General features: G+C 56.4%; 22 protein-coding genes. 8 read left to right on the top strand and 14 right to left on the bottom strand.

The window, feature by feature from the left end; genetic code table 11:
• The 8 genes from M0974_RS00360 to M0974_RS00325 all read right to left on the bottom strand — a co-directional run.
• A partial coding sequence (locus tag M0974_RS00360; RefSeq protein ID WP_297831130.1) for a DUF1365 domain-containing protein occupies positions 1–659 on the bottom strand: 659 nt, incomplete at its 3' end.
• Positions 656–1,903 carry an FAD-dependent oxidoreductase gene (locus M0974_RS00355; protein ID WP_297831127.1) on the bottom strand — a complete coding sequence of 416 codons (1,248 nt, stop codon included), beginning with the start codon at positions 1,901–1,903 and terminating at the stop codon, positions 656–658. The genes M0974_RS00355 and M0974_RS00360, both read right to left, overlap by 4 nt.
• The gene (locus tag M0974_RS00350; RefSeq protein ID WP_297831123.1) at positions 1,900–2,691 is read right to left on the bottom strand and encodes an SDR family oxidoreductase; all 792 of its coding nucleotides are present in this window, start codon (positions 2,689–2,691) and stop codon (positions 1,900–1,902) included. Before M0974_RS00350 ends, M0974_RS00355 begins: the two co-directional genes overlap by 4 nt.
• Positions 2,692–2,742: 51 nt before the next feature.
• Positions 2,743–4,188 (bottom strand): deoxyribodipyrimidine photo-lyase, encoded by a 1,446-nt coding sequence (gene phrB, locus M0974_RS00345; protein ID WP_297831120.1) that lies wholly within the window; start codon positions 4,186–4,188, stop codon positions 2,743–2,745.
• Positions 4,189–4,197: 9 nt separating this feature from the next.
• Complete coding sequence (locus M0974_RS00340; protein ID WP_297831117.1) at positions 4,198–5,136, bottom strand: MerR family transcriptional regulator; 939 nt, start codon at positions 5,134–5,136, stop codon at positions 4,198–4,200.
• 15 nt (positions 5,137–5,151) lie between these two features.
• A complete protein-coding gene (locus tag M0974_RS00335; RefSeq protein WP_297831133.1) occupies positions 5,152–6,105 on the bottom strand; it encodes a DUF523 and DUF1722 domain-containing protein in 954 nt (317 codons plus the stop codon).
• Between the two features lie 172 nt (positions 6,106–6,277).
• Positions 6,278–6,493, bottom strand: coding sequence for a TIGR02450 family Trp-rich protein (locus tag M0974_RS00330; protein ID WP_297831114.1), 216 nt, complete (start codon positions 6,491–6,493; stop codon positions 6,278–6,280).
• Positions 6,490–7,476, bottom strand: a complete 987-nt coding sequence (locus tag M0974_RS00325) for an NAD(P)/FAD-dependent oxidoreductase (protein ID WP_297831112.1) — start codon at positions 7,474–7,476, stop codon at positions 6,490–6,492. Before M0974_RS00325 ends, M0974_RS00330 begins: the two co-directional genes overlap by 4 nt.
• 309 nt (positions 7,477–7,785) lie before the next feature.
• Between M0974_RS00325 and M0974_RS00320 the strand changes: the two genes are divergently transcribed.
• Positions 7,786–8,688, top strand: a complete 903-nt coding sequence (locus M0974_RS00320; protein ID WP_297831109.1) for a TIGR01777 family oxidoreductase — start codon at positions 7,786–7,788, stop codon at positions 8,686–8,688.
• 13 nt (positions 8,689–8,701) lie between these two features.
• Entirely contained in the window at positions 8,702–9,727 is a 1,026-nt protein-coding gene (hemH, locus tag M0974_RS00315) for a ferrochelatase (RefSeq protein WP_297831106.1), read from the top strand.
• Positions 9,728–9,844: 117 nt separating this feature from the next.
• Here the strand turns inward: hemH and M0974_RS00310 are convergent, their stop codons facing one another.
• Entirely contained in the window at positions 9,845–11,122 is a 1,278-nt protein-coding gene (locus M0974_RS00310; RefSeq protein WP_297831102.1) for a uracil-xanthine permease family protein, read from the bottom strand.
• On the bottom strand, positions 11,122–11,760 hold the full coding sequence (gene upp, locus M0974_RS00305; protein WP_297831100.1) for a uracil phosphoribosyltransferase: 639 nt from the start codon (positions 11,758–11,760) through the stop codon (positions 11,122–11,124). The genes M0974_RS00310 and upp overlap by 1 nt, the downstream gene beginning before the upstream one ends.
• Before the next feature lie 152 nt (positions 11,761–11,912).
• Between upp and M0974_RS00300 the strand changes: the two genes are divergently transcribed.
• The 4 genes from M0974_RS00300 (at position 11,913) to M0974_RS00285 (ending at position 14,064) form a co-directional block, all read left to right on the top strand.
• Entirely contained in the window at positions 11,913–12,470 is a 558-nt protein-coding gene (locus M0974_RS00300; protein WP_297831098.1) for a hypoxanthine-guanine phosphoribosyltransferase, read from the top strand.
• Positions 12,471–12,516: 46 nt separating this feature from the next.
• Positions 12,517–13,023 (top strand): hypothetical protein, encoded by a 507-nt coding sequence (locus M0974_RS00295; RefSeq protein WP_297831095.1) that lies wholly within the window; start codon positions 12,517–12,519, stop codon positions 13,021–13,023.
• Positions 13,024–13,092: 69 nt separating this feature from the next.
• A complete protein-coding gene (locus tag M0974_RS00290; protein ID WP_297831092.1) occupies positions 13,093–13,380 on the top strand; it encodes a PA4642 family protein in 288 nt (95 codons plus the stop codon).
• Positions 13,381–13,608: 228 nt separating this feature from the next.
• On the top strand, positions 13,609–14,064 hold the full coding sequence (locus tag M0974_RS00285; RefSeq protein ID WP_297831089.1) for a hypothetical protein: 456 nt from the start codon (positions 13,609–13,611) through the stop codon (positions 14,062–14,064).
• Positions 14,065–14,143: 79 nt separating this feature from the next.
• Here the strand turns inward: M0974_RS00285 and mqo are convergent, their stop codons facing one another.
• Positions 14,144–15,652, bottom strand: a complete 1,509-nt coding sequence (gene mqo, locus M0974_RS00280; protein WP_297831086.1) for a malate dehydrogenase (quinone) — start codon at positions 15,650–15,652, stop codon at positions 14,144–14,146.
• A gap of 651 nt (positions 15,653–16,303) precedes the next feature.
• Positions 16,304–16,537 (bottom strand): hypothetical protein, encoded by a 234-nt coding sequence (locus M0974_RS00275; RefSeq protein WP_297831083.1) that lies wholly within the window; start codon positions 16,535–16,537, stop codon positions 16,304–16,306.
• Positions 16,538–16,761: 224 nt separating this feature from the next.
• Between M0974_RS00275 and M0974_RS00270 the strand changes: the two genes are divergently transcribed.
• Positions 16,762–17,346, top strand: a complete 585-nt coding sequence (locus M0974_RS00270; protein WP_297831080.1) for a YajG family lipoprotein — start codon at positions 16,762–16,764, stop codon at positions 17,344–17,346.
• A gap of 154 nt (positions 17,347–17,500) precedes the next feature.
• On the opposite strand, the gene M0974_RS00265 is transcribed toward M0974_RS00270, so the two are convergent.
• On the bottom strand, positions 17,501–17,707 hold the full coding sequence (locus M0974_RS00265; protein WP_297831077.1) for a hypothetical protein: 207 nt from the start codon (positions 17,705–17,707) through the stop codon (positions 17,501–17,503).
• Positions 17,708–17,813: 106 nt separating this feature from the next.
• Between M0974_RS00265 and M0974_RS00260 the strand changes: the two genes are divergently transcribed.
• On the top strand, positions 17,814–18,101 hold the full coding sequence (locus M0974_RS00260) for a hypothetical protein (RefSeq protein ID WP_297831074.1): 288 nt from the start codon (positions 17,814–17,816) through the stop codon (positions 18,099–18,101).
• A 70-nt stretch (positions 18,102–18,171) separates the two neighbouring features.
• On the opposite strand, the gene M0974_RS00255 is transcribed toward M0974_RS00260, so the two are convergent.
• The coding region (locus M0974_RS00255) for a glycerol acyltransferase (protein WP_297831071.1) at positions 18,172–18,945 on the bottom strand (774 nt) is incomplete at its 5' end.

Here is an 18,945-nt window from a genome sequence, read left to right as displayed (position 1 = left end):
GTCATCCACGGGTATTCGAGCAAATAGCGATGCAGGCTGGCGCGGTTCAGGGCCTGGCGTTGCAGGTTGAGGGTGGCGTCGAACACTTTGAGCTCGCCGTGCCAGTCAGCCATGTGTACACCGAGCCTTTCGTCCGGCGGGCTGAAGCTCATGCGGTATTCCAGATCTCGTGGCAGAAACGGCGAAACGTGGAACGCCTTGGCCACGGCGAAGTGCTGATGGCCTTCGCCGTCTGCCGGCAGCACATAGTGGTAATGCTCGCCCCACGGCGTGTTGGTGACTTCGCACAGGATCGCCGCCAGTTGCCCATCGTTGTCATAGCAATAAAAGAAACTCACCGGGTTGAACGCCAAACCCCAACTGCGGGCTTGGGTCAACAGGCAAATTTTGCCCAGCGACGTGCGTCCTGTAGCAGCCCCGACCAACTCGCGAACTGCATCAATCAACGAAACGCCGTGACCGGTGTAGGTTTTCAGGTAATCACTTTGACGAAATGAAAACGGTGCAAAACGGTTGCTGCCAGCCAATGGCGACAGCGCGAGCACAGCGTCTTGCTCGGCGAGGTCCAAATACAGCAAGCCGATCTGGTACCGGAAGTCATGGGCTTTGGGTGAAAATCGCCGATGAGCGATCCAGCCGCTGTACAGGGCGCTGTTCACAGCAATTCCCCAAACGCCTGCGCTACCCGCAGACCGCTGACCACACCGTCCTCATGAAACCCGTTAGCCCAGTAAGCGCCGCAGTAATAGGTGTGCTGCGTCCCCAGTAACTCTTCCCAGCGCTCTTGTGCCGCCACCGCGTTCAGGCTGTATTGCGGGTGGGCATAACGGTAGCGGGCAAGAATTTTGCTCGGGTCGATGGCGGCCGTCTGGTTCAGACTGACGCAAAAACGCGTATCGGATTTCAGACCCTGCAGGATGTTCATGTCGTAGGTCACGGCCGCCAGGTGCTGCCCGTCACCGCCAAGGCGATAATTCCAGCTGGCCCAGGCCAATGGCCGTTTCGGCAATAACTGAATGTCGGTGTGCAGCACAACGTCGTTGTCGGCATAGGGCAGCGCGCCGAGGATCTCTTGTTCGGCCATGCTCGGTTGCGCCAGCATCTGCAAGGCTTGATCGCTGTGGCAGGCGAACACCACTTTGTCGAAACGCTCGCTGCCGGCGGCGCTGTGAATCAGCACGCCTTGCTCATCACGTTCGACGCGATTTACTGGGCAACTCAGCCGGATTTTGTCGCGGAACGAAGCGGTCAATGGCCCGATATAACGGCTTGACCCGCCCTCAATGACGCACCATTGCGGGCGATTATTGACCGAGAGCAAGCCGTGGTTTTTAAAGAAACGCACGAAAAACTGCACGGGGAAGCTCAGCATGTCGGCCAGTGACATTGACCAGATCGCCGCGCCCATAGGCACTATGTAGTGCTCCGTGAAACGCTGGCCATAGCCGCCACTTTTCAGGTATGCACCCAAGGTCGTGTCGTCCCCGATGCGCTGACTGTGAAGGTCGTCCAGCGCCTCACGATTGAAGCGCAGAATGTCCCGTAGCATCAGCCAAAACGACGGTGACCAGAGGTTGCTGCGCTGGGCGAACAGGCTATTGAGTGAATTGCCGTTGTACTCGACGCCAGAGCTAGGGTCACAGACCGAGAAACTCATTTCTGTGGCTTTGAACGCAACACCCAGCGTGCCCAGCAACCGAATGAAGTTTGGGTAGGTCCAGTCGTTGAACACGATAAAACCGGTATCAATGGCATGGTGTATACCGTCCACGGTCACGTCCACGGTATGCGTGTGCCCGCCGACCCAGTCAGCAGACTCAAAGACGCTGATCTCGTGGTGACGATTGAGCAAGTACGCCGTGGTCAGTCCGGATATGCCACTGCCAATGATCGCAACTTTCATGAGGTGCCCTTTTTCGTGCTTGATGAGCGGACCATGCGTTTGCCGAGTGCGAGTTGCAGGCGCTTAGGCAGCATCGCTATCACTCGAAGGCCAAGAATGAACGGGGCGGGGAAGGCTATTTCCATTGGGCGACGTGTACGTTGCAGGCGCTCGGCGATGTGCCGTGCGGCCTTATCGACGGGCCAACTCATGGGCATCGGGAAGTCGTTGTTAGCGGTCAAAGGCGTGTCGACGAAGCCGGGGCTGACAATGGTGACGTCGATTCCTTCGTGGGCCAGGTCGATGCGCAAGGCTTCGAACAGATAGCGCAGGCCAGCTTTGGAGGCGCCGTACGCCTCAGCGCGAGTGAGTGGCAGGTACGTCACCGAGCTGGCTACGGCCACCAGATGCGGCCTTTTACCTTGGCGTAGCAGTGGCAGCACTTCTTGCACGCAATAGCTGCTGGCTAACAAATTAGTGCGCACGACACGCTCGATCATGGCTGCATCGAAGTGGTCACTGTCGACGTACTCGCAGGTTCCGGCATTCAAAATAGCGGTGTCTAAAGCACCCCAAACCTGCGCGATACGTTCGCCAATCTGTTTGATTTGCTCGCTGTCGGTGAGGTCCCCCGGGGCCAGCAGGACCTGCTTTGGATAACGGACTTCCAGTGCTTCCAATGGACCTAGCGTGCGTGCAGTCAACGCCAACTGGTGTCCGTCGTTGAGCAGCACTTCGGCCAATGCCAAACCTATACCGCTGCTGGCGCCAGTCAGCCAAATCCTTCGGGCGTCCGGGCTTAACGTCATGCCACTCTCCTCTTCAACCGAGCAATGGCTCGGCCCATGACCGGTACGTATTCACTCATGGAGGCTTCCTCCAGGCTGACGATGAGGCAGGTTTTTGAAGGCCGCGAGGGCTCGCTGGCGACTGCGCGCCAAATCCACGATGGGCTTCGGGTAGTTGGCCACGCCGAACAGGCCGGCTGCGGCTGCCGGGTTGTGAATTTCTTTTTTGTTCAGATCGGCAAGCTCTGGCAGCCAGCGTTTGAGGAAGCGGCCGTCAGCGTCGAATCGTTCGGATTGGCTGAGCGGGTTGAAGATCCGAAAATAGGGGGCTGAATCGGTGCCGGTCGAAGAGCTCCACTGCCAGCCGCCGTTGTTGGCCGCCAGGTCGCCGTCGATCAGGTGCTGCATGAAGAATCGCTCACCCAGGCGCCAGTCGACCAGCAGGTTTTTTGTCAGAAACATCGCCACGACCATGCGCAACCGGTTATGCATCCAGCCGGTGTCGAGCAACTGGCGCATGGCGGCATCAATGATCGGTACGCCGGTGCGCGCTTCTTGCCAGGCGGCCAAATCATCCGGTGCATGGCGCCATTGCACCGCCTCGGTTTCAGGACGAAACGCGCGATGCCTCGATACCCGTGGGTAGCCAACCAGGGTGTGTTTGTAGAACTCACGCCACAGCAACTCATTGATCCACGTCACCGCGCCCAGCATGCCGGTCTCGAACTCGCCGTCATTGCTGCGCAGGGCGGCATGCAGGCATTGGCGCGGCGAAATAACCCCCGCTGCCAAATACGCCGACAACTGACTGGTACCTGGTTTGGCTGGAAAGTCGCGCTGGCTTTCGTAATAACTGATGTGTTCGTTGGTGAAGGCGTCCAGGCGCCGAAAAGCCTCATCCTCCCCAGCAGGCCAGAGCTCGCGCAGCGCTTGCGTAGGTGCCACAAAGCCTTTCACTGAACTCGGCACCGCGTCGCTTTGGATATCCAGCGCAGCTTGGGCACCAGGGCGCTGGATTAACGTGGGCATTGCTTGATGCAGGCGTGCATAACAGACTTTGCGGAACTGGCTGTACACCTGGAAATAACTACCGGACTTGGTCAGCACGCTGCCGGGCTTAAAAAGCAGTTGATCCAGGTAGTTGAAAAAATGAATCCCGGCGTTTCGCAGCGTTTCGCTCACCGCCTGATCACGGGTCATCTCGTTGACCCCGTATTCGTCATTGAGGTGCAGTGCCTCAATGTTGTGTTGCTTGCACAGTTCGAGTAGTGCTCCGGCAGCCTGGCCCCACGTGTCCGCATGGCGAATCAACAGGGGGACATTTAGCGCGCCCAAGGCCTTGCTCAGGTCGAATAGGTTGCGTAACCAGAAATCGACCTTGCAGGCGGCGTCATCATGGCTTTTCCATTGTGCGGCGCTGATCAGGTACACAGCGATCGTCGGACCGCGTCCCATGGCGGCGGTCAGGGCGGTGTTGTCATGTAGGCGCAGGTCGTTGCGCAGCCAAACCAATTGCATAGTCATTCCTCAAATAACCCCGAGCGTGTGCAATGCGGCTTGGGCTGTAAGGGGATCTTCGGCAAGCGTTAATCCTTCGATCCTGGTGATAGATACGGACAGCTCAAAGCTATGGATGCATACCGTTGGTCCGGTAATCAATTTAGGGCAGGTGATGTTCGCCAGCAGTCTGGGCAAGTGGCTCAGGTTCAATGCCTTGCTGGAATACAACAGCAGCCCACGGGCTTGCAGGTATTCCACTGCCAAGGCCAACTCACCGATGGGCAGCGGCCAGTCGAAAACTTCCACCGGGCAATCGGCGCTGCTGATCAGCCACGCGGTCAGCCACAGGTTCGGCTCAAGCGGCAGGTCGGACTGGTTCACCAGCAGCAGGGGCGCACCGCTGAGTTGGCGGTTGTTGTAATAAATCCGCGCACCGAGCTTGCTACGCAGCCAAGAGTAAAAAAACACCCGCTCCAGCTGTGCGCCGAACTGCCCTTGCCAACGCCGTTCGAGTTCGGCCAGCAGAGGCAATAGAAGGTGCGCGCAGAGGGTGCGGGGCGGGTACAGCGCCATCGCCTGATTAAAAGTTTCATCAACCTTGCGCTCAGCCAATTGGCTGATGGCCTGCAGCAGTGTTTGGCGCAGATTGTCCCAGTCATTCGCTGGATCATTGATCGCCGGCTGCGGCGCATCGAGCAGTTGCTTGACTTGACCCACCGACACGCCCCGATTGAGCCACGTGAGAATCGCCAGAATGCGTTGCACGTGCTCCGCGGAGTACAGGCGGTGACCTTTGGGTGTGCGTTGCGGCATCACTAGCCCATAGCGTCGTTCCCATGCACGCAATGTGATTGCGTTGACCCCGGTTTGCCGGGCGACTTCGCGAATCGGCAGCCAGCCTTGTTCAAGGGCCAACAAATAGTCAGCACTATCGGGCTCAGGTTGGGTGTCAGAGGGGTTGTCCATAAGCCTTGTCATAGGTTAGATCGCATTGCGCAGGCTGAGATTTTCCGGGTGCGGCTGCAGGTAAACCTGCTGGGTGAGGTAGGGGTCCGGATGTTGGCGCAAGTGATGTTTGAGCAAGGTCAGTGGCACGATCAAAGGGACCACGCCGCGCTGGTATTGGCCAATCAGGCTTTGCATCTCCTGACGGTCATCCTGGCTCATGGTCTTTTTGAAATACCCGTTGAGGTGTTGCAGAACGTTAGTGTGGGTGCCCCGCGTGGCGCATTTTTTCAGCGCACTCATCAGTTCGCTGAAGTAGCGCGGGCCGATCTCGTTAGGGTCGGCTTTGGCCATGGAACCGAGCATTTTCCCCAGCACTTTGTACTGCGCCGGATTGTTCGCCATGAGTTGATATTTGTAGCGCGAGTGAAACTCCATAAGCCCGCGACGGGTCAGGCCAGTGCTGAGCAACGCCTGCCAGTCGGCATAAGTGAACACTCGAGTGATGAAGTTTTCTCGCAGCACCGGGTCGTTCAAACGACCGTCTTCTTCTACCGGCAGGTTGGGCTGAAGCGCACAAAATGCCTGGGCGTAAATTCCGCGGCCAACTGGCGCCGGGAGGCCATTGTCCTGGTAGACCTTCACCCGCTCCAGACCGCACGACGGTGATTTCTGCATAAAAATGTAGCCGCACACATCACTCATTTGCGCAGCCATGTGCGCGCCGTACTCAGCTAATGGCTGGGTCACGTTTAAGTCGCTGTGGACACTTCCAATGGCTTGCGGAGCGTCTGTGTCGCCCACCAAACGAATGGCTTCCCGAGGGATGCTCATGCCGATGGCTACTTCGGGGCACGCCGGTACGAAGTCGAAATATTCACTCAGGGTTTGAGTGCACAAGTGAGACGCCTTGTGCCCACCGTTGAAACGAACCTCAGCCCCCATTAAGCAGGCGCTTATTCCGAGCTTGGGTTTGCTGATGGGGATAATGCGGGTCATGACAAACCTCTGATCTAGACTTGTACAGATGTTAATTTCTGTACAGCTTTAAATCATCATAGGTTCGATTCTGTACAAGTACAAATTATTTGTACAGCTTCTGTCGCGGATTTAGAGTCGCGGGGATGCCTGACGGAGTTGAAGCGGGTGCGCACTGAAATTACTACTTCCAGCCCATACGCCAGGCATCGGCGTTTTGCAGGGCGCGCCAGGGAAGGCGTTCGTTGCGCTTGGTAAGAATTGCCTGCAGCTCGATTTCCAGCACTACGCCTTCTTCGTCGCAATACAGTTCGGTTACCAGAAAGTGTTTTTCACGGTGTTGGGGATGGGCTGCTGTCCATTTCGACAGCAGCAACTTGCGCGGATTAAGTGTATTCATTCCAGGTGTTCAATCAGTCGACGGGCTGCCTCTTGACCGCTGAGCCAGGCCCCTTCCACACGGCCTGATAAGCACCAGTCACCGCACACATACACACCTAGGTCGGAGTCCGACAGCGACCCCCATTCATGAGCCCCGGCCGGGCGTGCATAGAGCCAGCGATGGGCCAGCGTGAAGGCCGGTGCGGGTATCGCGCAACCTGCCAACTCGGCGAAGGCGCCGTACAATTGCTCGATCACGTCTTCCTTCGAGAGGTCCAGATGCTGCTTGCTCCAGGCGCTGGTAGCGTGCAGCACCCATGTGTCGAGATTGCTTGCGCGCCCCGGTTTGCTTCGGTTGCGGGCCAACCAGTCAAGTGGGCTGTCCTGCACGAAGCAACCTTCCATGGGCGTTTGCAGGGGTGTTTCAAAGGCCAATGCCACCGCCCAGGTAGGCTCCATCTTTACGCCAGCGACAACGCTGGCGAGTTTCGGCGCGGCAGCCAGTAAGGTCGTCGCTTGGGGCGCTGGCAGGGCGATCACTACGTGGCTGAAAGGACCGTGGGTAACGCCGTCGGCGTCCTGCAGGCTCCAATGATGTTTGCCGCGATACACCTCGGTAATCCGGCAGGAGAAGGTCACGGGGAGGTCGCCGCGCATAGCTCGGGTGATGGCGCTCATGCGCGGGCTACCGACCCAGCGAGTTTGCTCGTCCGGCGATGGGCTAAGCGTGCCGGCCTGGTAGTTGTAGAGTTGGGGCGTCCACACGGCGACATGGCCGTTGGCTTGCCACTGCTGCACGACTTCAACGAAGCGTCGATCACGGGCAGTGAAATATTGGGCCCCCATATCAAGAGCGCCTGCATCGCTGCGCTTGCTCGACATTCGGCCGCCACTGCCGTGACTTTTATCGAAGAGATGGACGGGGTGCCCCGCGCTGTGAAGCGCCTGAGCAGCTGAGAGTCCGGCGATGCCGGTACCGATGATTGCGATAGGTACAGTCATAGGGGCCTCGTTACCTTGTTTGTACAGACTACGCCGTAGTTAAAACCTGTACAATATTGTTTTTCGGTATAACTTGCTGCCTCGGCCACGTTACATGGGTCGTTTGTTGAGTTTGACCCTTGAACGGGTTTCTTCAACTACCCCAACGGACAGTGCCCGAGTAGGAAAGCGTGGGTGCTCCCAATCGTGGCCTATGGTTGAGTCAGGGCAGTCAAGCAGTGACAGCCCCAACACCTGCGTCGCACGAAAGCAGTAGGTGGTAATCAATAGACTAACGAATTACGGCGAACGCCACGCGAGGAGCGCGTCATGCATATATTGCTGACCGGCGGTACTGGTTTGATAGGACGTCAACTGTGCAAAAGCTGGCGTGCACAAGGTCATCAGCTCACGGTCTGGAGTCGTCGGCCCAATGAAGTTGCCACGCTGTGCGGTGAGTCCGTGCGTGGCATTGCCACGCTGGAGGAGCTGGGTGGCGAGCCTGTGGATGCGGTGATTAACCTGGCGGGTGCGCCTATCGCCGACCGTCCCTGGACGCGCAAGCGCAAGACTTTGCTGTGGGAAAGTCGCATTGGCCTCACTGAGCAATTGATCGCATGGCTGGAGCGCCGTGAGAAAAGGCCGTCCGTGTTGATTTCGGGGTCTGCCGTCGGCTGGTATGGCGATTGCGGCGAGCGTGAACTGAGCGAGAATGCGCTGCCAGTCGCCCTGGATTTTGCCAGTCGCCTGTGCGATGCCTGGGAAGAAACCGCACAACGTGCCGAGGCGCTAGGTATGCGGGTGGTGTTGGTGCGTACGGGTTTGGTTCTGGCCCCCGACGGCGGCTTTTTGCAGCGGCTTTTATTGCCATTCAAGCTCGGCCTCGGCGGCCGCATTGGCAGCGGTCGACAATGGATGCCGTGGATTCACGTGCAAGACCAAATCGCCCTGATTGATTTTCTGTTGAATCAGGCTCATGCCCAAGGTCCTTATAATGCTTGCGCGCCAAACCCGGTGCGCAATGTGGAATTTGCCAAAACCCTGGCCGGCGTCTTACACCGGCCCGCGTTCATGCCGTTACCTGCATTGGCGTTAAAAGCGCTGTTGGGCGAAATGTCCTTGTTGTTACTGGGCGGCCAGCGCGCTCATCCGGTCAGGCTGCAGGAAGCAGGCTTTACCTTTCGATTTACTGATCTGAACGCGGCCCTGAATGATGTGCTGGGTCGCCACTGACAAAGGAAGTTGCATGACCGATCACGCGCTGTTGCTGGTCAACCTGGGTTCACCGGCCTCGACCAAGGTCGCGGATGTACGGAGCTACCTGAATCAGTTTTTGATGGACCCTTACGTTATCGATGTACCGTGGCCGGTTCGGCGGTTGTTGGTTTCACTGATTCTCATCAAGCGCCCGGAGCAGTCTGCGCATGCCTATGCGTCGATCTGGTGGGACGAGGGCTCACCGCTGGTGGTGTTGAGCCAACGCCTGCAACAGGCGATGGTCAAGGAGTGGAAGCAAGGTCCGGTGGAGTTGGCAATGCGCTATGGCGAGCCTTCGATCGAGACGGTGCTGACCCGCTTGGCTGCGCGCGGCATTCAAAAAGTAACGCTGGCACCGTTGTACCCGCAGTTCGCCGACAGCACTGTGACCACGGTGATCGAGGAAGCGAAGCGAGCGGTAAAAGCGAAGTCACTGAATATTCAGTTTTCGTTGTTGCAACCTTTTTACGATCAGCCTGAGTACCTTGATGCGCTGGTAGAAAATGCTCGACCGCATTTGCAACAGGCACATGATCATCTGTTGCTGAGCTTTCACGGTTTGCCTGAGCGGCACCTGCACAAGCTCGACCCTACGGGAAATCATTGCTTCAAGGGTGCCGATTGCTGCCAGACCGCCTCGCCAGAAGTCATCGCCACGTGCTACCGGGCTCAGTGCTTGCGTACTGCTGCGTTGTTTGCGGAGCGCCTGGGTTTGGCAGACGGCAAGTGGTCGGTCTCGTTCCAGTCTCGGTTGGGTCGCGCAAAGTGGATCGAACCGTACACCGAGGCGCGGCTTGCGGCATTGGCGCAGGACGGCGTGAAAAAAATTCTGGTGATGTGCCCGGCGTTTGTTGCGGACTGCATCGAAACCCTTGAAGAAATCGGCGACCGCGGCAAAGAACAATTTCGCGAAGCAGGAGGCGAGGAGTTGGTCTTGATACCGTGCTTGAACGACGACCCAAATTGGGCTGCGGCACTAAACACACTGTGCGAGCGCGCGCCGGTGATGTTGTAGACCCAAGCCCCTGTAGGACCGAATTCATTCGGGAAGCAGGCGACGCGGTTTGTCTGAATGACTATGTCGTTTGCCTTCCCGAATGAATTCGGTCCCACAGATTTCCCAATCTTGCTCTTACAACATCTCTTCCAGCTTCTTCTTGTGCTTCCAGCTGTCATTCCCTGGCAGCAGCAGGTTCAAGCCAATCGCAACCACCGCACACAAGGCGATGCCTTTAAGCCCAAAATCATTCGGGCCAGTGCCGGTGCCGATCAATACGCCGCCGATCCCGAAGACCAGGGTCACCGACACAATCACCAGATTGCGCGCTTCGGCGAGGTCAACTTTGTGGCGGATAAGCGTATTCATCCCCACCGCAGCGATCGAACCGAACAACAGGCAAAGAATCCCGCCCATCACCGGAATCGGGATGCTTTGCAACAACGCACCAAACTTGCCGATGAACGCCAGGCTGATGGCGAATATCGCTGCCCAGGTCATGATTTTCGGGTTGTAGTTTTTGGTCAGCATCACCGCGCCGGTTACTTCGGCGTAAGTGGTGTTCGGTGGTCCGCCAAACGCCCCAGCTACGGTGGTCGCAATACCGTCACCCAGCAAGGTGCGATGCAATCCTGGCTTCTTCAAGTAATCACGGCCGGTGACGCTGCCGACGGCGATCACACCACCGATGTGCTCAATGGCTGGCGCCAACGCCACCGGGACGATGAACAAAATTGCCTGCCAGTTGAATTCTGGTGCAGTGAAGTTTGGCAGTGCCAACCAAGGCGCTGCGGCGATTTTCGCAACATCGACCACGCCGAAGTAAAACGCCAGCGCGAAACCGACCAGCACGCCGGAAATAATCGGCACCAGGCGGAAAATCCCGCGACCAAACACCGCGACGATTATCGTGGTCAGCAACGCAGGCATCGAGATCCACATCGCAATGTGATACGGAATCAGCTCCGCGCCGTCACCGCCTTTACCCATGGCCATGTTGGCGGCAATCGGCGCCATCGCCAGACCGATCGAAATGATCACCGGGCCAATCACCACCGGCGGCAGCAGACGGTCAATAAAACCGGTGCCTTTCACCTTTACCGCAAGGCCGAGAAAGGTATAAACAAAGCCGGCGGCCATGATTCCGCCCATGGTCGCGGCCAAGCCAAACTGACCTTTAGCGAGAATGATCGGCGTGATAAAAGCGAAGCTTGAGGCCAGAAATACCGGCACCTGACGCCCGGTCACCACCTGAAAGCACAGCGTCCCCAATCCGGCCGTAAACAGCGCGACGTTCGGATCGAGCCCAGTAATCAGCGGCATCAATACCAAGGCGCCGAAGGCTACGAACAGCATCTGCGCGCCCGACAGCACCGTGCGCCAGAGTGGATCGTTGAACTCATCCGACTTCATCAGGCGTCCTTCTGCTTGGTACCGAATATCTTGTCACCGGCATCGCCCAGGCCCGGAATGATGTAGCCGTGTTCGTTCAAGCGTTCGTCGATAGAGGCGGTGTAAATCATTACGTCGGGGTGCGCCTTGTCTACCGCAGCTATGCCTTCGGGCGCGGCAACCAGCACCATTGCGCGGATTTCTTTGCAGCCAGCTCGTTTTAGCAAATCTATCGCCGCCACCATTGAGCTACCCGTGGCCAGCATCGGATCGATGATCATCGCCAGACGCTCGTTGATCTCCGGAACCAACTTCTCCAGATAGGTGTGGGCTTGCAGCGTCTCTTCGTTGCGCGCGAGGCCGATCGCGCTGACCTTGGCACCCGGAATCAGGCTGAGTACGCCGTCGAGCATGCCAATACCAGCACGCAAAATAGGCACTACAGTGATCTTCTTGCCGGCGATTTTCTCAACCGACACGGTCCCGGCCCAGCCTTGAATGTCATAGCTTTCCAGCGGCAGGTCAGCGGTCGCTTCGTAGGTCAGCAACGCGCCGACTTCTTGAGCCAGTTCACGAAAATTCTTGGTGCTGATGTCTGCTCGGCGCATAAGGCCGAGCTTGTGGCGGATCAGCGGATGGCGGATCTCACGGATAGGCATAAGGAAAGACTCCGACGGGGGGTAAAAAAACGGCCTAGATTAATCTATTCAACTGTTACTGTCCGGTACGTTAGTTCAGAAATGCTTGCTCTGACCGAAGCGGATGCGTACCTTTGCCCGCTTTTCTTCCACCGCACCCATTGGAGAGCGCCATGTCTGCTGATCTTGAGCATATCCGTCAAATCATGCGCGAAGCTGACTGCCTGTATACCGAAGCTGAAGTCGAGGCCGCCATCGCTCGTCTTGGCACCGAGATCAATGCCAAGCTGGCTGACACCAACCCTGTGGTGTTCTGCGTCATGAATGGCGGCCTGATCTTCACGGGCAAATTGCTCACGCACTTGGATTTCCCGCTGGAAGCGTCTTACTTGCACGCTACGCGCTATCGCAATGAAACCTCGGGCGGCGACCTATTTTGGAAGGCCAAGCCTGAAGTCTCGTTCATCGACCGCGACGTACTGATCATTGATGACATCCTCGACGAAGGTCACACCCTCGGCGCGATCATCGACTTCTGCAAACACGCGGGCGCCCGTGCCGTGCACACCGCCGTGCTGATCGATAAAGAGCACGACCGCAAAGCTCGCCCAGACTTGAAAGCCGACTTCGTTGGCCTGCCTTGCATCGACCGCTATATCTTCGGTTACGGCATGGACTACAAAGGCTACTGGCGCAACGCTGCCGGGATTTACGCGGTAAAAGGAATGTAATCGTGGCCGCATGCTAGAGTGCCCGCCAGTTTTTCGGGGACCTGACATGACTTTATTGATCCGTACTGCCGCCGCGTTATTGGTGCTGCTGAGCTTGCCGCTGGCGGCTGCACCTAGCCAAAACGCGGCTACACCCACGCCCATGCATGCTCAATATCTGCCCCCCGACGATCTCACTCTGCGTGAAGGCGTGCCCACCCAGCAGCAGTTGCTTCAAATCACCGAGTATTCGGTGGTCATTGGCAGCCAGCGCGAATCTGCGCAGCAACCGATCCCCGTTACCTCGCCCATATTGCTGCGCCTGAAAGGTCGCCCCATGAACAAGGGCGCGACGGTATCGCAGGTGTTACTGCACTTCGATGTCGAAAGCAAAAGCATCAAGAAGCCGAGTTTTGATGAGCAAACCCACACCCTGACACTGTATTACCCAAGCAGCCACTACCGGGCGGTGATTGATCTGCTGCGTAACGAAAAGGTGTATTGCCAGTTCCTGAGCTATGCCAATGGCCATGTGTGGGCGGATTTGCACACCACCGAGCTACATGCGCGTTGAGCGCCGAGGCGGGCGAGGGGTAAACTGCCTGCCCGTGAAATGTCCGCGAATCAGTTGGAGTCAGCAGCAATGCGTAAAGATAAAAGGCAGGTGATTGGCGATGAAATCGGCGACGAGCAGATCAAACTGTTCCTCGATTTCGAGCCGGTCGATGCCACCTCACCTTCACTGCACAAACTGATCAAGGCTTACCGTGGCCTGCGGATCAATGATTTTGAGCGGTTTCTGGTGTTCTTCCTTGAAGCCGGTCTAGACCTTAATGGTAAAGACGAGCACGGCCAGGATTTCGTCGCGTTGATCAAAGATCAGCGTAATGCCGAGGATTACATTGAGTTAATTGAAAAAGCGCGCGGTTAAAGCGGCTTTCAACGGACGTCTGCAATGGGCGTCCGCGTTGGGTTTTTACAGATTACGAGTTTTTTCGTCGATTCCTACAAATTTCATCTCCCAATTGCCACTGCTTAAACCCGCCTTTGCACCATACTAATCACGGCATCACTGCTGGTTGATTAAGGGCTGTTTGAAGGATTCATTCAGCGTAACGAATTCCTGTATTAAGCAGGTTATTTATTAAATGGATTTAAGATGAAATCGATTGATGTAAAAATGCTATTGAGTGCTGTTCTTTTAGGCGGTTTTGGCTCGATTCAGGTCGCCCAGGCGGCTCCACTTGCTGTTGACGTGGGGGTAAATAATTACCTTCCGGAAAGCGTTCAACTGACGTCAGCCAACTGGCCTTTGGGCGATCTGACTCCCGCGGACTATGCCATCTCCACCAATGTGGGGCGAGATTTTACTGTCGGTTCGGGGTCCGAAAAAAGAGGCGTAATTAGATTCAGCTACAGTTCTTCTGGCGGGAAATCCTGCCTGTTCACGGCGGGTCATGATCTTAGAGAGTCTTTCGGTTGGTTTACAGCTACCCAGACGCCTTATCAATGGGCTGACGGTAAATCGCAGGGCAATTTCCTGGCGACTTGCACAGGTAAGGTAGTCAGCAATACTCCGGGGAAAGGATACAAAGTCATGTTTGACATTAAATAAATGCTCCCGCTATAAAAAATGCCCCGTTCGAGATGAGCGGGGCATTAATTTTTAGCGCTTCAATGCAATTGTTTATTCATCAAGCAATGCTTTCGGTTTCGCTACTGGTCTTAACTAATTCCAGACTTTCATTATTAGCGCTATTGATACGCTCATAAAGTTGCGCGTCGGTTTCCAGTGCTTTCTCCCGTGCAGGGAAGATCTCATTCAGCTTGGCCGCCCATTCGGTGCGAGCCTTCTCGGGGAAGCAACGTTCGATCAGGTCCAGCATGATCGACACAGTGACCGAGGCACCCGGCGATGCGCCTAGCAGGGCTGCCAGCGAACCGTCTTTGGACGATACCAGCTCCGTGCCAAATTGCAGCACACCACCTTTCTTCGCGTCTTTCTTGATGATCTGAACCCGTTGGCCGGCCACTTCAAGGCGCCAGTCTTCGGCTTTGGCTTCGGGGTAGAAGCGGCGCAGGGACTCAAGACGTTGCTCCATCGACTGCATCACTTCGCTGACCAAATACTTGGTCAGGTCCATGTTGTCGCGGGCTACCGCCAGCATCGGACCAATGTTGGCTGCACGCACCGACAGTGGCAGGTCCATGAATGAACCGTGCTTGAGGAACTTGGTGGTGAAACCGGCGTATGGGCCAAACAGCAGGGACGTCTTGCCATCGACAACGCGGGTGTCCAAATGCGGGACCGACATGGGTGGCGAACCCACCGCGGCCTGGCTGTACACCTTGGCCTGGTGATGCTTGACCACTTGCGGGTTATCGCAACGCAGCCATTGGCCACTGACCGGGAAACCACCAAAGCCTTTGCTTTCTTCTACGCCCGACATCTGCAACAAAGGCAACGCCGCGCCGCCAGCACCAAGGAACACGAACTTGGCGTCGACTTCGCGGGTATTGCCGGTATTGACGTCCTTGATGCTCACGCTCCAACCTTGACCTTTACGGGTCAGCCCGGTCACACGCTTGCAGTATTTGACCTGCGCATCCGGAGTGCTGGAGAGGTGTTTGAGCAGTTGGTTGGTCAACGCGCCGAAATTGACATCGGTGCCTTTCATCACGCGGGTAGCCGCGATGGGCTCATCGGCCGGGCGGCCCGCCATCATCAACGGCATCCACTCAGCAAGCTTGGCTTTGTCTTCGGTGTATTCCATAGCCGAAAAAGCGTGATGCTTATGCATCGCTTCAAAACGCGCTTTGAGGAATGACACACCGTCTTCACCCTGAACGAAGCTCAGGTGAGGCACCGGGCTGATGAACGACGTTGAGGAGCCGAAGGTGCCTTTCTTGGTCATGTACGACCAGAACTGTTTCGACACTTCGAACTGGGTGTTGATGTGCACTGCTTTTTTGATGTCGATAGAACCATCAGCCGCTTGCGGCGTGTAGTTCAGCTCACACAGGCCCGCATGGCCGGTACCGGCGTTATTCCACGGATTGGAACTCTCCGCAGCGCCAGAATCCATTAGCTCAACGACTTCCAGCGTAAGGCTGGGGTCGAGTTCTTTAAGCAGCACTGCCAGGGTGGCACTCATGATGCCCGCCCCAACCAGTACCACATCGACTGCTTCGTTATGCGCCATTAACGCGTCTCCATAATCTGCAGCACCAAATTGACGGCATACGATCCCGAGGTCTGTTGCCAAGCGTTATCAGGGCGTGGATCCGATGTGCCCCAGATAGTGTTGGCCAGGATCGCCATGTCCGATTCGCAATTTTTTGCATCTTCAGCGGACGCCAACCACCGGGCTTTGAACGTGTATGAACTCACTTTCAGGCTCGAGTGGCAATTCGACTATCGTCAAGGCATCCGTTTGTGCAACCAAATCCGTAGTGGACAGGCTTCAGACTCCAGTCATGGAGACTGCGAAGCAGCGGTCGACCCCGTGTGAAGGGGTTGGGTCAGACGTTAACGGTGCATGTACATACGCAAAACTTTTCATTTGCTCGCCACACTCTTGTGAAGTAGTGAAAACCCGTTTTTTTCACGCTCTTTTGAAGACGCGAACCTCAAAAAAGAACCGACGCGAGCGCGGGTTCTGGCAGATCAGCGAGCACGAATGCTTGCAAATGACCTGTGTGGGCGGCTCTCTGTGGGCGGTGCGGGGGAGCTAATACACGGTATTAGCGATGCTGCGAGGCCCGATCAGGAGACGTCCTTATAATCGGGGGAAGATTATAGCGATGAAATGGCAGGAATTGATCTTATTAACTGACTTTTATTAGTCGCCGGGTCAGTGGGTGACGGCGGTGTGGTTGCTGAACGACGCTTGAGGCTTGGCGCTGCGGGCTCTGTCGGGCAGCGGGCGATTTAGCCAGCTTGGGCAGCTTTCGTCGATTTCAACCCACCCGGCCGCTGTCGGTGCGGTGGAGCAGAGGCGAAAGGCTCGGCATATCCCGGATTTATCCAGGTAAGCGTAATGGCGGTGTTTGCTGTGCAATGTGAACAACGACCAGAGAACGTTCATGGCAGTGCCCCTGATGAGTGACAGGAGAGAGCTTGCCTCAGGTTAATGACATCTCGGTGACACTCAGTTGACGTATCTGTTTTGCTAGGGGAAATGTGTTTCAGCGGGGTATATCAAGAGGAACTGAAACAGTCCGTGTCCGGTCTTATTTTACAGCTAGTGAGCCGGCTGTCGGCACCGCTATACTGCCCGCCATTTATCATTTTTGGCTTGGAGAGATGAGCATGTTGCATCGCCTGTTGTTCGGTTTGCTTGCTGTAGGCAGTTTGACGTTAGTCGGCTGTGCCAACAGCCCGCAACAACTTAGCCCGCAACCTAAACTCACGAGCCAACTCGCTGCGGTAGGCCATGGCCAGCCGGTGGTTGTTCGCGTCGTTGACGGTCGCTCTTCGCCTACATTGGGCACGCGTGGTGGCCTGTACCCGGAAACCAGCGCGATCAGCGTCCAACCGAATGACTTATTGCCTAAGCTGCAGCAGCAAGCCGAAGCCGCCGTACGGTTGCTGGGTTATACGCCGAGCGGTAATAGCGGCAACGCGCCTCAGTTGACCGTGACCTTGGCGGACCTGAAGTATCAGTCGCCCAAAGAAGGCTTGTACGTTACCGAAGCAACCATCGCCGCGACCTTTCGCGCTGGCGTTGTAAACAACGGCAAAAGCTACAACGGTCGTTACGCGGCGTCGCTGGACCAGCGCTTCGGCATGGCTCCGAATCAGGAAACCAACACCAAGCTGGTCAGCGACGTGTTGAGCGATGCCCTGACACGTCTGTTCCAAGACCCGACAATCGGGCAAATGCTCGGTCAGTAATGCTGACGATGTAGGAGCGCGCTTGCCTGCGATGGATCGCGAAGCGGTCCCAAAATGCTGAACGCGATTTCAAATGTAGAATCGTGGTCACATGTTTTACGACTGCTTTGCAGTCGATCGCGAGCAAGCCAGCTCCTACGGGTTGTATCCCTCCTTACGCCGCGTCCTGACAAAACCCCAGAAAATTCAAACCGGTTTGCAGATCAATATCTGGCAAATCGTAGTGCTGGTGGCCGCCCAAGGCGCAGTAGACCAGCCAATGGCGGTCTTGCACGTTGAAGGCCAACGCATCGATCAACGCTTCTTGTTCGTCGCTCTGAGCGATCAGGTAAAGCCGATCCTGGTTTTGTGCGTGCAACATGTCGAGCTCACTAATAAGGTGTCGAGGCCATACAGTGGTTGGTTCAGGTTACGTTAAGGTGACGGCCGCTAAATTGGCCAGCAGATAGTCGTTATTCGAGGCTCCAATGTGTTTTCAGTCGCTTGAAACCATTTTTGTGTTCGATCTGGCCCATTGCATCAACAGCTTTGCTTTGATGGCCGTCATTCCGGCTGCCTGGTTTTTGCAACTGACGCGGGTCCGTGAGCAGCGCGAAATGCAGCACTTGGCTGCGTTGAGTGAGCAGGCTCCGATTGATGAGCCCCAGCACATGATGGATATCCCGACGCTGCTTCTGAATCGCTTCAACTACCGCGTAGGGTTTGGTTGCCTGGCATTTTTGTTGATGCTGTCGTGGTTTAGCACCCGCCTTTGAAGCCTGCGATAACCGACCCATAAAAAATGGCGCCCCACAGGGCGCCATTTTTTGTACTTGATGAAACGCGTTAAAGCGCCAGACCGGATTTGACCCGGTATTGATTACGCACCGGAGTGGCGTATTGCAATACCAGGTAGGGGCGATGTTCCGCAGGGCAGGTGTCCAGGCGGCGCTGCCATTCTGTTTGCGCGCGGGCCAATTCGTCAGCCGGAAATACATGCGCGGCAGACGGCACATTCAACGCTGGGTCAGCCCCTGCCCATTGCGCATACGCCAAGTAATGCGCCGGGAACAGGCGATACCCACCGAGAATCTGTCGATCCAACTCGATTGCCAATTGCTTGGTGTCGTCGAGCGGTTCGGTAATCGGCGACGCGAAGCTCACATGTACGCGACCTTTATAGCCCGTGATCCCGAGCGCAATGCTGATATCGTCTTCGCCCGGCACCTTGGTGTAACTTCCGGTGGTTGCGCGGATGTACAACTCGCGAGCCTTGGCATGATCACACGGGTCGTATTCGTAACTGATAGACACCGGCGTCAGGTTCAGCGACTGAATCACTTCAGCGAACGGTTCGTCCTTGCGACTCATGTGGAACATTTTCAGAACCGCTGACTCGGTGCGGTCATCACCGTCTTTGGCGCGACCTTCGGCCTGGGCAATCCAGATGGACTGGCAGTCGTTGCGGATCGAATGGTTGATATACGCCGACAGCAGTTGATACGCCGCCATCTTCTCCTTACGCCCGACGATCGAGCGGTGCACGATGAAACTCTTGTTCAGGCGCATCAAGTCGCTGACGTACTGTTTTTGCAGCAGATTGTCGCCAATGGCGATCCG

The organism is Pseudomonas sp. (assembly GCF_026224925.1).
Taxonomy (GTDB): domain Bacteria; phylum Pseudomonadota; class Gammaproteobacteria; order Pseudomonadales; family Pseudomonadaceae; genus Aquipseudomonas.
This window is presented reverse-complemented; position numbering and strand designations above follow the sequence as displayed.